The following is a 15,560-nucleotide window of genomic DNA, read 5'->3' as shown; positions in this document are numbered from 1 at the left end:
CGGTATCCGAGTAACGGAGCCGGTCCCGGCCGGGACGTCGTCGTCGATCAGGCAGGCTGACCGGGCGGCGCGGCGAGCAGCCCGGCCGCCGCCAGGTCGTCCCACAGCTCCTCCGGCACGACGATCCCGGAGCGTCGCACCGTCTCGACCGCCTGCGCCTCGTCGCGGACGCCGACCACCGTCGACACCACGGCCGGGTGCCGGCGGACGAAGGCGAGGGCCGCCTGCGGCAGGGTCACCCCGTACGTCTCGCAGACGGTGGCGATCCGCCGCGCCCGCTCGATCAGCGCCGCCGGGGCCTGCTGGTAGTTGTAGACGGCGTCGGCCGGCGGCCGGTCCCGCGAGAGCAGCCCCGAGTTGTAGACGCCCGCGATGACCACGCCCACCCCCCGGTTCTCGGCGGCCGGCAGCAGGTCTGTGGCCGCGCCCTGTTCGAGCAGGGTGTACCGCCCGGCGCACATCATCACGTCGACGTCGGTCTCCCGGACGAACCGCGCCAGCATCGCCGACTGGTTCATGCCGGCGCCGATGGCACCCACGACGCCCTGGTCCCGCAGGTCGATCAGGGCGGGTACGGCCTCGTGCGCGGCCTGCTCCCAGTGGTCGTCCGGGTCGTGCAGGTAGACGATGTCGATCCGGTCCAGCCCGGTCCGCTCCAGGCTGGCCTCGATGGAGCGGAGCACGCCGTCGCGGCTGAAGTCCCACACCCGCCGGTGGGTCGCTGGCACGTCGAACCCGTCGGAGTCGCGCCGGTGCGCGTCCTGAGGCGTCGGCACCAGGAGTCGCCCGACCTTGGTCGACACCACGTACTCGTCGCGCGGCCGTTGGCGCAGCGCGGCACCGAGGCGGCGCTCGGACAGCCCGAGACCGTAGTGCGGCGCGGTGTCGAAGTACCGGAGGCCCGCCTCCCACGCGGCGTCGACCGCCGAGGCGAACTCCTCGTCCGTCGTCGTCCGGTACAGGTTGCCCCCCTGGGCCGCGCCGAAGCCCAGCTCGGTGAGCCGTAGCTGCGGGCGGCGCGGCAGTGCGCGCGCCATCATGAGGGCCCCAGCCCGTAGACGCGGCGTGCCGTTCCGCCCCAGACCGACGCCCGGCCGGGACCGTCCTGGCCCTGCAGCAGCTCCGCCAGGGTGTCGACCCACCGCTGGTACGAACTGGCGAGCAGACAGACCGGCCAGTCCGAGCCGAACATCAGTCGGTCCGGCCCGAACGCGTCGAGGGCGTCCTCGACGGCGGGTTGAAGGTCAGCCGGCGTCCAGTGCGCGAGCGGCACCTCCGTCACCAGCCCGGAGAGCTTCGCCGTCGTGTTGGGTGAGGCCGCCAACGACAGCAGGTCCCGCCTCCACTCAGCCATCTCCGGGCTGCCGAGCGCGGGCTTGCCCAGGTGGTCGAGGACGAAGCTCACCTCGGGCAGGTCGCGCGTGAGACGCGCGGCCATGGGGAGCTGGTGTTGGCGTACCAGCAGGTCGAAGACGAGGCCGGCGGCGCCCACCGCCGCGATCCCCCGACGGACGTCGGGACGGTCCAGGTACGCCGGGTCGGTCTCGGACTGCACGAGGTGGCGGATGCCGACGAGGCGTTCCCCGCCTCGGGCTGCCCGCAGGCTGTCGAGGCGGTCCGCAACGTCCTCGGCGGTCAGGTCCACCCAGCCGACGACCCCACGGACCAGTGTGTCCTCGGCCGCCACCCCCAGCAGGTCGACCGTCTCCGCGTCGGAGGCGACGGACTGCACCACCACTGTCGCGGTGACCCCGGCGGCCCGGGCCGGCGGCGCGAGATCGGCGGGTTCGAAGTCGGCGTCGATGGCCGCCATGGTCACCGGGTCGATCCACGGCTGCGGGTGCCGGGCGCGGACCCAGAGGTGGTGGTGCGCGTCGACGATCCCGGTGCGCCCGGGCTCCTGTGCGCCAGTCATCGGCCCAGCCACCCGCCGTCGACGGGCAGCACGACGCCGTTGACGTAGTCCGACGCTGTCGACGCCAGGAACACTGTGGCGCCGCCGAGATCGTCGGCCCGGCCCCACCGCCCGGCCGGGATCCGGCCGAGGATCGCCTCGTTGCGGTCGGGGTCGTCACGCAGCGCCTGGGTGTTGTCGGTGGCGATGTAACCGGGCGCGATGGCGTTGACGTTCACCCCGCGGGCCGCCCACTCGTTCGCCAACGCCTTGGTGAGGCCGGCCACGCCCGACTTCGACGCGGCGTAGCCGGGGACGGTGATGCCGCCCTGGAAACTCAACAGCGACGCGGTGAAGATGATCTTCCCTCGGCCGCGCTCGACCATCGTCCGGCCGATCTCCCGACTGAGGATGAACTGGCTGCTGAGGTTCACCTCGATCACGTGGTCCCACATCTCGTCCGGGTGCTCCGCGGCCGGGGTCCGGGCGATCGTGCCGCCGTTGTTCACCAGGATGTCGACCGGCCCGAGGGCGGTGATGTCGCTGGCCAACCGGTGCACTGCCGCCCGGTCGCCGAGGTCCGCCCGCAGCGCGGTGAACCGGCGGCCGGTGGCGCGCACCCGGCGTTCGACCTCGCTACCCTCCGCTTCGAGTTGGGCGGAGACGCCCACGATGTCGGCGCCGGCCAGGGCCAGGGCCTCGGCCATGGCGAGGCCGATGCCACGCCGGGCCCCGGTCACGACAGCGGTCTGACCGGACAGGTCGAACAGGGCCGTCACTTGTTACCCTCCCGCACATCGAGCAGCACCTTCATGACGCCGCCACCCTCCAGCGCCTCGAAGGCCGCGCTGGCCGCCTCGACCGGCTCGACCCGGGAGATCAGCTGCTGTGCCGGGATCGCACCCGAGGCGACCAACCGGATCGCCTCCACCATGTCGTCGCGCTGATACAGCCGGGCACCCAGGAGTTCCAGCTCACGCCAGAAGAACCGGTGCAGGTTGACCTCGCGGGGCTGAGGGTGGATCGCCACCATGACCAGCCGCCCGCGAGTGGTGAGGACGTCCACCGCCGTGGTGACGCCGGCCGGGGAGCCGGACACCTCGAAGGCGATGTCGGCGCCCGCGCCATCGGTACGGTCGTTCACCAGCGCCACCACGTCGGTCGCTCGCGGATCGACGGCCTCGATCCCGATCCCCTCGGCAACCTCGCGTCGGAACGGGTCCGGCTCGACGAGGAGCACCCGCGCGCCACGGCCCCGCGCGACGGTGGCGATCAGGACGCCGACCGGTCCGCCACCGACCACCACCACCTGGTCGTCGGCGCTCACGTTCCCCCGGCGTACGTCGTGCACGGCCACCGCCACCGGCTCGACGAGCGCCGCGTGGTCGAGGGGCAGTTCCTCCGGAAGCGGCAGAACCAGCTCCACCGGCACGGTCCAGGAGGACTGCATGGCACCCGGTGAGTCGATGCCGAGGAAGTTCATGGCGTGGCAGACGTGGGAGTTGCCCCGCTGGCAGGCGGCGCACCGTCCGCAGGGTCGGGTCGGCATCACGGTGACGGCCTGACCGATGTTCCAGCCGGTCACGCCCTCGCCGACGGCCGCGATCCGACCGGACATCTCGTGCCCGATGATCGCGGAGTCACCGACCCGGGCGTCCATGTCCCCGTGGTAGATGTGCAGATCCGTACCGCAGATCCCGGTGTACGCCACCTCGATCCGTACCTGGCCGGGGCCCGGTGGCTCCGGGTCGCGGTTCTCGATTCCGAGGTCTCGCGCTCCCCGGTAGACGACTGCCTTCATCGTTCCTCCGTCTCGACGGTCGGTACGTCGGTCGTGCCGACCGGGCATGGTCGTGGGTGCACCGCCATCGCGATGCACCCACGCCCTTCCTGTTCCAATGGTCAGCTCAGTGCCGTACGGTCGGCGACACCTCGTTGCGGGAGTTCAGCGCCACGACAGGCACCTGGCGGGTGGGGATCACCCCGTCGACTCCAGCCAGCAGCCGACGTCCGGCCCGCTCCGGCCGAACATTGGGGCTGTCGGCCATCTGCGCCTGCGGGCGGCGGTTGACCGCCCGGATCCGCTCCTCGTCCACCCGGACCCCAAGCCCGGGTGTGTCACCGAGGATGAAGGCGCCATCCTCGACGTGCAGGTCGATGGAGACACCAACTGGTGTGTGCAGGTCCTGCAACTCGCTGGTCAGGTGGTTCGGCACCGAGGTCGCGGCGTGCAGCAGCCCGACCGGGCTGTTGCCGATCGGGCTGACCGGCAGGTCGTGGGCGTGGGCCAGCGCGGACGCCCGCAGGAAGTGGGTGACCCCCCAGACGGCCGCCATCTGGACGATGTCGACCGCGCCCGCCGCGATCAGCGGACGGTACTGTTCGAGCCCGGTCAGATTCTCACCGGTGGCGACCGACGCGGACACGCCTCGGCTGACCGCGGCCAGACCCTCGGCGTCCCAGCGTCGGACCGGCTCCTCGATCCAGATGAGGTCCAGGGTGCGTTCCAGCTCGCAGACGTGCCGGACGGCCTGCTTGCGGGTCCACGCCTCGTTGACGTCGAGCATCAGGCCCGGCCGCCGGCCGTGCCCGGCCTCGGTCAGGACCTCCCTGACCAGACTCAGGCGGTGCCGATCGCGCTCGATGTCGAGGCCGCCCTTGAGCTTGGCGGCCCGCAGGCCGTGGCTCGCGTAGACCTCGTACTCCGCGACGAGTTCGTCGTCGGTGAGCCCGATGTCCAGACCGGACGCGTAGGCGGTCACCCGCCGGTCCCGTCCGCCCAGCAGCCGCCACAGCGGTTCGCCGGCGGCCTGCGCCTTGATGTCCCAGAGAGCGGTGTCCAGAGCGCCGATGGTGCCGAACACCGGCCCGGCGTGGCCGGCCTTGAAGGTGTGCCGCAACATGCGGTCGTACAGGGACGTCACGGCACGGGGGTCTTCGCCCTCGATGGCTGGGAAGATCCGCTCGATCTCGACGTGCGGGCCGAGGCCCACTCCCGAGATGCCCTCGTCGGTGTCGACGATGACGATCGAGACCGGGACCACCCCGTCGGCGAACACACCGTTGGCGTCGCCGACCGGTCGGCCCCATTCCTGGACCGTGGAGAGCGTCCGATATCCCGTGATCCGCATGTTAACCCTTCGTGGAACCGGCGGCTACGCCGTCGGCAATTTGGCGCTGGAGGAACAGGTAAACCAACAGGACGGGTATCGCGGCGATCAGCACCCCGGAGGCGAACGTGGGGATGTTGTCGGAGTACTGCCCGCGCAGCGAGGTCACCCCGATCATGAGCGTCCGGTGATCGGCCGAGGGCATCATCACCAGCGCCATGAGGACGTCGTTCCAGCAGAACAGGGCGTTGAGGATGCCGACCGACAGCAGCGCCGGAGTGCCCAGCGGCAGCATGATCCGGCGGTACACGCCGTACACCGTGCTGCCGTCGATCCGCGCGGCGTCGACGATCTCCGGCGGAATGCCCTTGTAGTAGCTCGTCATGAGAAAGACGGTGAAGGGCAGGAACTGGGCCACATAGACCAGGATCAGGCCCGGGTACGTGTCGATGAGCGCGGTGTCGGCCATGATCCGCGCGAGCGGCACCATGATCACCTGGAACGGGATGAAGAGCCCCGCCAGGCAACCCAGGAACAACGCCGACGAGCCGCGGAACCGCAGTTGACTCAGGGCGAAACCGGCCATCGAGCCGAACAGCAGCAGCAGGAGCACCGACACCGTCACCACGAACAGCGAGTTGACGAAGTAGCGGCCCATGCCGACGCTGGTCCACGCCGTGCTGATGTTCTCCCAGCGCAGCGTGTCGGTCAGGCCGAACCGGTCGAGGATGTAGTCACGCCGCGTCTTCATCGCGACGTTGGCGGTGAACAGCAGGGGGTAGATCGTCGCCAGGGCGAGCAGCGACATGGGGATGGCGATCAGCCACCGTCCCAGGCGGAGGCGAGACATCAATCCTCCTTTCCGGATCGTTCGAGCAACTTGATCTGCAACAGCCCCACGACGAGCATGATCATGAAGAGGATCGTCGAGGCCGCCGACGCGAGAGCCGGACGGTTCATCTGACCCTGCTGAATCCAGATGTAGTACTCCGGCAGATACGTCGAGCCCTCCGGCCCACCGCTCGTCATCACGAAGAGCAGACCGAACATCGAGGTCAGCATCCCGATCATCGTGGTCACGAAGACGAACTGGATGGTCCGGGCGAGGCTCGGGATGATCACGTGCCAGACGACCTGGCGCAGCGACGCCCCGTCCACCCGGGCCGCGTCCAGGAGCGCGGCGTCCAGCGTGGCGAAGCCGGCGAGGAACACCACCAGCGCCATCCCGAAGGTGGCCCAGATGTGCACTCCCACCACCATGAACATCGCGATGTCCGGGTCCCCGAGCCAGTCCACCGGACCGACACCGAACGACCCGAGCACGGCGTTGAGCGGGCCGTCGAAGGCGAGCAACAGGTTGAAGATCGCCCCGACGATGACCGGCGAGAGCACGGCGGGAAAGAAGTAGACGCTGCGGTAGAAGCGGTGACCGGGCACCCGAAGGTAGATGAACGTCGCGAGCAGACCGGGAATCGCCACCGCCACCGGCAGCAACAGCACCAGCAGCACGACGTTGCTCAGCGCGGTCCGGAACAGCGGATCTCCGAACAGCTCGCGGTAGTTGCCGAATCCGACCGAGGTCCCGTTCTGCGCGCCGTCACCGGTGAAGGAGAAGTTGACGCCCAGCAGCAGCGGGTAGAGCCGCAGCAGCACGATGATCAGGACGGCCGGGAGGACCAGGATGTAGGGGGCGTAGCGCTCGGCGCGAAGGCCGCCACGGGTGCGACGGGGTCGTGCGCCACTCCGATGCGCGGCGGGGGCGACCGCCGCCCCGTCGGCCCGTCCGGCCGAAGCCGGACGGACCGACGGTTGCGTGTTTCCGATCGGCACGAGGTCAGCCCGCCTGGTCGGAAGCGGCCAACTGCTTCACCACCTCGTCGACGGTGATCGAACCGCTGAGCAGCTGCTGGGAGAGGCGCCCCATCAGGTCGATCGTCTTCGAGGAGAGCGCCACGTGCAGAGCGGGCTTGCCGCTCTTCAGCTCGCCCACGATCGTGGCGACGGCCGGCCCGGCCTGCGACACGTCGATGGTGGTGTCGGCGGCGATCGCGCCGGCGTCGGCGTAGAAGGACTTCAACGCGTCGGCCGAGCTCAGGGAGCGCGCCAGGTCGGCGGCCATCTTCGGGTCCTTCGTCCACTTGGCGACCGCGTACCCGATGCCACCGTCGTACGGGAGGCTCGGCGTGGTGCCGGCGGTGACGACGGGGGCCTTCATGACGCCGAGCTTCTCCGGGGTCAGGAACTCGTTGAAGTCCTGCCAGTGCCCGACGTCCGACATCAGACCCATCACGTGGGCGGCCTTACCGGACTGGAAGTACGCGAAGGAGTCGTTGAACATGGCGGTCGAGTTGGCCCCGTCGCTGTTCATCTTCTTGTCGCCGGTCTCCTTCCAGAGCTGGAAGAGCCGCTTGACGTTCGGCGAGTTCCAGTCGCGCTTGCCGGCGATCCAGGCGTCGTACTCGGCGGCGGTGAGGGTGGTCGAGCCCATGCTCGACATCCAGAACTGGATGCCGACACCTTCCTTGTTGCCGAGGGCGAAGCACTTGGAGCCGGCCTTGGCGATGGCGTCGCAGTCGGCGACGAACTTGTCCCACGTGGTGGCCGGGCTCGCCGGGTCGAGGTTCGCCTTCTGGTAGATCGCCTTGTTGTAGTAGATCGGGTAGCCCTGCAGCGTCACCGGGGTGGCGTAGATCTTGCCGTCCTTGCTGAACGCCTCCCAGCCGGCCAGCCGCTGCTTGTCCTCGGCCACGTAGTCGGTGATCGGCACCAGCGCGTCCACCCGGTCGCGGATCTGTCCGCCGCCGTTGAACATCATGACGTCCGGGCCCTTGCCGGACTGGATCGCCGCACCGAGCAGCGTGTAGTACTGGTCGAAGGGCTGTGCGACGAACTCAACCTCGACGTCACTGTGCTTCTTCTTGAAGTCAGCCTTGGCCTTGTCCAGATAGGATTTGGCGAACGGCTCGCCGGACTTCCAGTCCCACACGACCAACTTGCCGTCCGAGCTGGTTGACTTGCCCGAATCGCTAGCACTTCCACAACCGGCCAGGGCCAGGCCCACAACGAGGACGGCCGACCATATTGCGCGCTGTCTCATCGATTGTCACCTCTATATGGGGGGTGGCCGGCGGGTGTCCCGCGAGCCAAATGTTGACCGGAAGGTAACTCGTATGACGTGTGACGTCAACAGTCGGCCGTACACTGACCCAGACGTCGTGCCACGGCGAGCCATTCGGAGGGGGACATGACGCCACCGCAGGAGACAGCCCTGAACAGCCCGGCGACCCCGGCGTGGGTGCGTCGGCCGACCAACCTCGCCAGGGCGGTCACCGCCGAACTGGTGGAGCGCATCGTCCGCGGCGTACACCCGTCCGGGACGTCTCTACCCCCCGAGCCGATCCTCTGCGAGACCTTCGGCGTGAGCCGGACCGTCGTCCGGGAAGCAGTGAAGATCCTTCAGGAGAAGGGCCTGGTGCAGGTCCGCCAGGGCGCCGGCACCATGGTCACCCCGCCGGCTCACTGGGACATGCTCGACGAACTGGTCCTCGCGGCCACCATCGCGGTGGACGACAGCCTCGCCATCCTCGACGACCTGGTCGTCACCCGGCGGGTGCTGGAGTCCGACATGGCGAACGTCGCGGCCCGCCTCGCCGACAGCGAGACCGTCGATCGACTGCGGGCCATGGTGGACCGGATGGACGAACTCGTCGACGACCACGTCACCTACCACGACCATGACCGGGCCTTCCACGACACGATCATGCAGACATCCGGGAACCGCATCGCCCGCGGCGTCGTACGCGCGCTGGAGAGCCAGGTCATCAACACCGCGCGATACATGGGCCGGACCGAACGGGCATTGTGCGTGGCGTCCAACCAGGGGCACCGACGCATCTACGAACGCATCGCGGCCCACGACCCCAACGGCGCCGCCGAGGCGATGTTCACCCACATCACCGAGGCCTGGCTGGTCCGCCGCAGTGGCTCGGGGAGCCCGGTCCGTCTCGAACGCTGACCGTCTCGGGAAACGGACGGCGCCCGCCCCCGAGGTACGGGAGCAGGCGCCGCCAGCCGTGGCCGCCAGGGGTCACGAGAACTGGGCGAAGAACCTCCAGATCTCACCCTTGGTCCAGGTGGTGATGCCGCTCTCGGCGTAGGTGCCGTCCACCGGGCCGGGCATGTGGCCGTTGTCGTACGCGGCCCACTGCACCGGGTAACCAGCCCGGCAACCCGAGTAGGTGGTCGTGATGTGGGTGCGACTGCCGCCGGCCGGCTCGCGCGGGCTCTGGGCGGTGCAACCGTTGTTGCGGACGAAGGTGTCGCGCAACGCCCTGCCCTGGGAGATGTTCAGGACGTTGTCCGTGATGCCGTGCAGCCCGAAGTACGCGATCGGCTGCGTACCGCCGCTGCACCCGCTGATCTGCGCGCCGGAGATGACAGCGACGGCCCGGAAGACGTTGGCTCGCGCACAGGCGACGGCGTAGCTCATGCCGCCACCCCAGCTGAAGCCGAGCGCGAACCGCTGCCTCGGGTTGACACAGAGGCTGCTCTCGATCCGGCTGATCATGTCATCGACGAAGGTGATGTCCTCACCGCCGGAGTTACCCCAGCCGTTGCCGAATCCCTGGGGCGCCACCAGGATCGCGCTGTTGTTCGACTGCTCCTGCTGCCCGTAGTAGGACCACGCGGTCCCGCTGGTGCCGCCGGAGGAGATCTCCTGCATGGTGCCGCCCCGCCAGTGGAAGGCGAAGATCAGCCGGTAGGGGTTGCTGTTGTTGTAGTTGGCGGGCACTCGCAGGATGAAGGTCCGGCTCTTGCCGTTGCTCTGGATCGTGTGCGTGCCGCTGGCCAACGCCGGTGCCTTGCCGCACCCGCTGCCACCCGACGGGGGTGGCGTCGTGGGGTCGGTCCCGCCGTCGACGCGGACGAGCTGCCACTGCTGGTTGGTGCCGTTCCAGTCGGCGTACTGCACGACGTTGCCACCGTCGGCGGTGGACGCGCCCTGCACCTCGACGGCCTTGTTGCTGTTGCGGTTGATCAGCCGAACGTAACCACCGTCGGAGTCCGCCAGCCGGAACTGCTGGTTCGTTCCGTTGAGATCGGCCCACTGCACTATCGCACCACCGTCAGCGGTGGAGAAGCCGCTGACGTCGAGCACCTTGCCCGAGTGCCGCGACTTGATCCGGTAGTAGCCACCCCCGGAGTCCACGAACTGCCACTGCTGGTTGACGCCGTTGTTACGCGTCCACTGACTGATCCGCGCCCCGTCGTTGGTAGCCGACGCGTACAGGTCCAACGCCTTGCCACTGTTGCGGTTCACCAACACGTAGGAGGCGTTGGTGTCGACGGTTGCTGCCGCCGCGGGTGCCGCGTTGACCGCGACGAGTGCGCCGGCTGCCATGACCGCGGCCGCCGCCGCAGCCAACCCTGACCGCCTGCGAGATCTTTGTCGAGAGGCGGGACGAGCCTCACCGAGGGCTTTCATGGTCCACTCCTTCGATCGGGGTCACCCACGAGCGAGAGCGCCCGCGCGTGCCCTGGCGTGCGTGCCGGCGTCGTGGTGGTGGCGTCAGCACGTCTGGGGGTGTTGTGCGGGCAACCCGCCGTCAACGGCGTACGTCGATGGCGATGGCGATGGCGACGCCACGATCCGGGCTTCGTGGCAGGCCGCGCCGATCCCAGGCGATGCGACGTCCTGGCTCCCGGTGACCGGGTGGTCCGCGGGGTGAAAATTAGCGGGTAATACGTCATACGTCAAACGATTGGTATCGATCCGCGCGATCGCGTCGAGGGGCAACTTGGCGGTCATGGCGGCCCGCCCCGGATGGGGCGGGCCGCCACTGGTCACACCTCGCCTGGGCGGGCGCCGGCCGGATCCCGAGCGGCCGGCAGTTCCCGCTCCCCCTGGTCGATGGCGACGGTCGTCAGCCGATCCGGACCAGTTGCCACTGCTGGTTGTTGCCGCCCCAGTCGGCGTACTGGACGACGTTTCCACCGTCGGCGGTGGATGCGCCCTGCACCTCGACGGCCTTGTTGCTGTTGCGGTTGATCAGGCGCACGTAGCCGTCGGCCGAATTCGCGAGTCGGAACTGCTGGTTCGTGCCGTTGAGGTCGGACCACTGCACGATCGCGCCGCCGTCGGCGGTGGAGAAGCCGCTGACGTCGAGCACCTTGCTGGAGTTGCGGGACTTGACCCGGTAGTAGCCACTCCCCGAGTCCACGAACTGCCACTGCTGGTTGACGCCGTTGTTGCGCGTCCACTGGCTGATTCGCGCCCCGTCGGTGGTGGCCGAGGCGTAGACGTCCAGTGCCTTGCCGCTGTTGCGGTTCAACAACACGTACCAGGCGCTGGTGTCCACCCCGGAACCCGGCGGGGGCGTGGTGGGCGGGGTCGAGCCGCCGTTGAGGGCGTCCAGGACGGCGGTGTACGCGGCCTTCTTGTTGCCGTTGCAGTCGAACAGCAGCGCGTTGTCCGAACCACGCCACGAGTCGCAGTCCCGCACACCCCAGGTGGTGATGCCTGTGCAGCGCGAGACGGCCAGGCAGGCGCGGGTGACGGCGCCGTAGATGTTGGCCTGGTTGCCGCCGGTCATCACGTCCAGTTCGGTGATCTGGACATCCACGCCGAGGTCGGCGAACCGCTGCAGGTTGGCCTGGTAGTCACCGGCCAACGAGGTGCCCAGGTGCGACTGGAAGCCCACGCAGTCGATCGGCACGCCACGGGACTTGAAGTCCCGCACCATGTTGTAGATGCCCGTCGACTTCGCGTTGATCCCGTCGGTGTTGTAGTCGTTGTAACACAACTTCGCACCCGGATCCGCCGCCCGTGCCGCCCGGAACGCCGCCTCGATCCAGTCGTTGCCGGTGCGCTGCAGGTTGGAATCACGACGCCCACCGCTACCACCGTCGGCGAACGCCTCGTTCACCACGTCCCAGGCATAGATCTTGCCCCGGTAGTGCGTCGCCACCTGGGTGACGTGGTTGATCGCCGCGTTGCGCAACGCGCTGCCCGACATGCCCTGCGCCCAACCCGGCTGCTGCGCGTGCCACAACAACGTGTGACCCCGCACGCTCATGCCGTTGGCCTGCGCGTGACTGACCAGGCGGTCGCCGCTCGAGTAGGTGAAGGTGCCCTGCTGCGGCTCGGTGGAGCTCCACTTCATCTCGTTCTCGGGCACCACACTGTTGAACTCACGGTTCAGGATGGTCGTGTAGGCGCTGGTCGACAGCTTGCCGACGGCGACGGCCGCCCCGAAGTAGCGGCCCTTCTCGGCGGCGGCCGCCTTCAGGGTCGTGCCGGCACCGGATGCGGGAGTCAGCGCCACCGTCATACCGGTGGTGAGGGCGACAGCGATGGTCGCCGCAGCCAGCATCGTTCTCATGGGTTTCATGGCGTTCCTTTTCAGTGGTTGCATCGGTGGTGGTGATGTGCCACTTCACTCGGGGCGACCGATCGGGGCGGTCATCCTGGCCGCCCGGCATCAGCACGCGCAGTCCGAGAGGGCTGTCGCCGGCACCTGCCGGGTCCCGAGGTGACGTCCGCATGCCCTTGCGAACGTCGTGATCGGAGGTACGACCCGTGCGGCTCGCCCGGTGAGCCACGACAGCGATCGTCCTCTATATCGAGAGTGAGCGATAACATGCCGTTCGTCAAGACGTAACGGGCCGTTCACGCCGATCTCCCGGAACGCCACGTTTCACCCGGTACCAAAGGCCCAGGGCAACAGTGCTCAGCCACGGTGGGGTCAGCTGACGGGTCGTAGCACCTGGCCGCTCGGAGCACGCCGGACGGCAACCCTGTTATCGCTCACAGTCGCCAGCCACCACTGTTCGCGGTTCACGAACTCCCGGCGGCCGGGCCACTCGGAGACGTTTGCGCCGAGCCGGCGTCGGCGCGCATTCCGGCGACCAGGTCGGCGGTGGTGTGGGCCGCGATGCCGGGCTGCGAAGCGTCGACGAACCGCTCGACGACCGCCCGGACGTGTCGCTCGGCGGGTGCGGCGAGACCGTCGTAGACGGCCTCGAACAACTCCCGCGCCGGCTGCCTGAGCCAGTCCCGTGGGAGGAGTTCCACAGGCAACTGCGGATCGAGGACGGGGAAACGCCGGAAGGTGTCCATCACCTCGGTACGGGCCCGCACCGCAGCGGCGCCGGCGACCTGCCCGGACACCACGGCGGGCAACAGAGGCGTCCACCGCCGGAGGAACGCGTCATAGCTCCGGCTGATCGCCTCGATGTCCCAGGCCTCGATCGGCGCACGGTGAATGGTCGAGGCGAGCGCGGTCTGTCGCCCGCGAAACACAGTCACGGCGCCGAGGGTGAGCCGGTCGAGCTGGGCCCGAGCTGCCGGAGTCAGCTCCCGCGGGGAGATCCACAGTCCGTCGTACAGCGGTGCGTAACCGAGCCACCGGAGTTGCGCCCGCAGGGCCCGACGCTGCGTACTGCGATCCTGCGGCAGCGAGAAGGCGACGATCGTCCAACACCCGTCCCACCTCGCCGTCGAGGTGGTGGAGGCGAGAATCCAGTGCCCGCCGGCGGAGAGGTTGGCGGCGGCGGCACGGCTGAGCCGGTAGGAGCTGCGCCGTCCCAGTCTGCTGCCCTCCAACACGCCACGGCGGGCCAACCGACTGATCGCCGTCCGCGCTCCGGCCGTCGTCACGCCGGTCTCCCCGAGCAACGCGACGATGGCGGCGGACGGGAGGGCGACCCGGGTCCGCAGCGTGTAGTCCGCCAACAGGGTCACCGCGACACCCTGGGGCGAGTTGCCGACCTGCCGGCGGGGCAGCCGGAGTGGGTGGTCTCCGTCGTCCGGATAGATCTCGTCGATGTCGAAGAGGCTTGCCACAGACGCTCCGTGCTCCTCGGGGGACGGTATGACGACTCTAGACGGACCTCCGCGACTCGTCATAAATAGAGAACCCTCGATTGACACTTGTTGGTCCGAGGGGAACACTAATTGCCACGCGATGCCATCCGAAGCCGGGCTGGGCGAGCCACAGGTAGCGGGCAGCGTGCGATCACCGCGGGAGTCGGGCAGACCCGCGACCCGATCGCACGGCCAATCCCGTCTGCACAGCCAATCGAAGGAGTCGTCCGTTGAGAATCAGAAGGAAACTGCTATTCGCCCTGGCCGCGTCACTGGTGGCGGCCGGCCTGGTGGCCCCAACTGTCGGGCCCGCGTACGCGGCGTCACTGACCGAGGTGACCAGCTTCGGTGAGAACCCCGGCCGGATGCGCATGCACGTCTACGTGCCGGACAACCGCCCGGCCCGGCCGGCGGTCGTGGTGGCCATGCACGGCTGCGGCGGGTCCGGCCCCGGCTTCTACTCCGGGAGCGAGTTCGCCAGCCTCGCCGACCGCTACGGGTACATCGTGATCTACCCGTCCGCCACCCAGCAGGCCGGCTTCGGCAACTGCTTCGACACCTGGTCGGACGCCGCCAAGCGGCGAGGTGGGGGCAGCGACCCGGTGTCGATCATCAGCATGATCCGGTACGTGCAGCAGCAGTACGCGGCCAACCCGGACCGGGTCTACGCCACCGGCAGCTCGTCCGGCGGCATGATGACCAACCACATGCTCGCCCTCTACCCCGACGTGTTCAAGGCCGGCGCCGCGTTCATGGGAGTGCCGTACAACTGCTTCGCCAACGCGGCGGACTACCCGCCCGGCAGCAGCCAGTGCACCGGCGGGAACATGAACCGGACCCCGCAGCAGTGGGGTGACGCGGTCCGTCAGGCGTACCCCGGCTATTCCGGGCCCCGGCCGCGGGTGCAGCTGTGGCACGGCACCAGCGACACGCTCGTGCCGTACTCGCTGTTGCAGGAGACGATCGAGCAGTGGACCAACGTGTTCGGGCTGAGCCAGACACCCACGTCCACTGACACGCCGCAGGCCAACTGGAACCGGCGTCGGTACGCCGACAGCGGCGGCACCGTCCAGGTCGAGGCGTACAGCATCCAGGGGGCCGGACACAGTCTGCCCTCCGGCGGCATGGCCGCGTCCGCTATCGCGTTCTTCGGACTGACTGACCCCACGACGCCGCCACCCACGACACCGCCACCGACCACACCTCCCCCGACCACACCGCCGCCGACCACACCTCCCCCGACCACGCCGCCGCCGACCACACCGCCGCCAGCTTCCGGCGCCTGCCGGGTGACTGTCGACGTCAACGCCTGGAACACCGGGCTGACCGAGAACATCACCGTCACGAACACCGGCACCAGCGCCGTCAACGGCTGGTCCGTGGTCTTCACCCTGCCGGGTGGGCAGACCATCACCTCGGGCTGGAACGCCACCTACTCGCCCAATTCAGGGCAGGTGACGGCCCGCAACGTCGCCTACAACGGCGGTATCCCTGCCAACGGGTCGGTGAGCTTCGGCTTCCAGGCCACCCACACCGGCAACAACGCCCGACCGTCCTCGTTCACCCTCAACGGCGCGTCCTGCACCGTCGCCTGAGCCGGCACCGGGAACGACTACCCCGCCTTCCTGCAGGTTACGGCCGACATCGACACCCGCGTGCGGCATCTGCTGCCCGTCCTCGTCACCGAACC

The 15,560-nt window shown here is 69.0% G+C and carries 13 protein-coding genes; 2 read left to right on the top strand and 11 right to left on the bottom strand.

The genetic code is table 11. From position 1 onward, the window contains the following. Nucleotides 1-47: 47 nt before the first annotated feature. The 8 genes from AB0B98_RS30125 to AB0B98_RS30090 all read right to left on the bottom strand — a co-directional run bounded on the left by AB0B98_RS30125 (nt 48) and on the right by AB0B98_RS30090 (nt 8,101). Nucleotides 48-1,040, bottom strand: coding sequence for an aldo/keto reductase (locus tag AB0B98_RS30125; protein WP_238666856.1), 993 nt, complete (start codon nt 1,038-1,040; stop codon nt 48-50). Further along, nucleotides 1,037-1,915 carry an amidohydrolase family protein gene (locus AB0B98_RS30120; RefSeq protein ID WP_357366964.1) on the bottom strand — a complete coding sequence of 293 codons (879 nt, stop codon included), beginning with the start codon at nt 1,913-1,915 and terminating at the stop codon, nt 1,037-1,039. The genes AB0B98_RS30125 and AB0B98_RS30120 overlap by 4 nt, the downstream gene beginning before the upstream one ends. After that, complete coding sequence (gene kduD, locus AB0B98_RS30115) at nt 1,912-2,673, bottom strand: 2-dehydro-3-deoxy-D-gluconate 5-dehydrogenase KduD (RefSeq protein ID WP_357366962.1); 762 nt, start codon at nt 2,671-2,673, stop codon at nt 1,912-1,914. Before kduD ends, AB0B98_RS30120 begins: the two co-directional genes overlap by 4 nt. Beyond that, nucleotides 2,670-3,695, bottom strand: coding sequence for an alcohol dehydrogenase catalytic domain-containing protein (locus AB0B98_RS30110; protein WP_357366960.1), 1,026 nt, complete (start codon nt 3,693-3,695; stop codon nt 2,670-2,672). Before AB0B98_RS30110 ends, kduD begins: the two co-directional genes overlap by 4 nt. A 106-nt stretch (nt 3,696-3,801) precedes the next feature. Continuing rightward, the gene (locus AB0B98_RS30105; RefSeq protein ID WP_357366958.1) at nt 3,802-5,025 is read right to left on the bottom strand and encodes a mandelate racemase/muconate lactonizing enzyme family protein; all 1,224 of its coding nucleotides are present in this window, start codon (nt 5,023-5,025) and stop codon (nt 3,802-3,804) included. A gap of 1 nt (nt 5,026) precedes the next feature. Continuing rightward, nucleotides 5,027-5,854 (bottom strand): carbohydrate ABC transporter permease, encoded by an 828-nt coding sequence (locus tag AB0B98_RS30100; protein ID WP_238666851.1) that lies wholly within the window; start codon nt 5,852-5,854, stop codon nt 5,027-5,029. Then, entirely contained in the window at nt 5,854-6,834 is a 981-nt protein-coding gene (locus tag AB0B98_RS30095; protein WP_357366956.1) for a sugar ABC transporter permease, read from the bottom strand. Before AB0B98_RS30095 ends, AB0B98_RS30100 begins: the two co-directional genes overlap by 1 nt. 4 nt (nt 6,835-6,838) lie before the next feature. Further along, nucleotides 6,839-8,101: an extracellular solute-binding protein gene (locus tag AB0B98_RS30090; RefSeq protein ID WP_357366954.1), complete on the bottom strand. Its 1,263-nt coding sequence runs from the start codon at nt 8,099-8,101 to the stop codon at nt 6,839-6,841. Between the two features lie 147 nt (nt 8,102-8,248). Here AB0B98_RS30090 and AB0B98_RS30085 point away from each other — a divergent pair, with 147 nt between their 5' ends. Next, complete coding sequence (locus tag AB0B98_RS30085) at nt 8,249-9,019, top strand: FadR/GntR family transcriptional regulator (protein ID WP_238666848.1); 771 nt, start codon at nt 8,249-8,251, stop codon at nt 9,017-9,019. 72 nt (nt 9,020-9,091) lie between these two features. Here the strand turns inward: AB0B98_RS30085 and AB0B98_RS30080 are convergent, their stop codons facing one another. The 3 genes from AB0B98_RS30080 to AB0B98_RS30070 all read right to left on the bottom strand — a co-directional run bounded on the left by AB0B98_RS30080 (nt 9,092) and on the right by AB0B98_RS30070 (nt 13,849). Continuing rightward, on the bottom strand, nt 9,092-10,489 hold the full coding sequence (locus AB0B98_RS30080; RefSeq protein WP_357366952.1) for an RICIN domain-containing protein: 1,398 nt from the start codon (nt 10,487-10,489) through the stop codon (nt 9,092-9,094). Nucleotides 10,490-10,928: 439 nt separating this feature from the next. Then, complete coding sequence (locus tag AB0B98_RS30075) at nt 10,929-12,386, bottom strand: endo-1,4-beta-xylanase (protein ID WP_357367031.1); 1,458 nt, start codon at nt 12,384-12,386, stop codon at nt 10,929-10,931. A 455-nt stretch (nt 12,387-12,841) separates the two neighbouring features. Beyond that, the gene (locus AB0B98_RS30070) at nt 12,842-13,849 is read right to left on the bottom strand and encodes a PaaX family transcriptional regulator C-terminal domain-containing protein (RefSeq protein WP_357366950.1); all 1,008 of its coding nucleotides are present in this window, start codon (nt 13,847-13,849) and stop codon (nt 12,842-12,844) included. A 251-nt stretch (nt 13,850-14,100) separates the two neighbouring features. On the opposite strand from AB0B98_RS30070, the gene AB0B98_RS30065 reads away from it, so the two are divergent. Next, nucleotides 14,101-15,465, top strand: coding sequence for a PHB depolymerase family esterase (locus AB0B98_RS30065; RefSeq protein ID WP_357366948.1), 1,365 nt, complete (start codon nt 14,101-14,103; stop codon nt 15,463-15,465). Nucleotides 15,466-15,560 lie beyond the last annotated feature (95 nt).

The sequence above is a fragment of the Micromonospora sp. NPDC048947 genome (assembly GCF_040649495.1).
GTDB lineage: Bacteria > Actinomycetota > Actinomycetes > Mycobacteriales > Micromonosporaceae > Micromonospora > Micromonospora alfalfae.
Note: the sequence above shows the minus strand (reverse complement) of the source record. Positions and strands in the feature narration are given on the sequence as shown.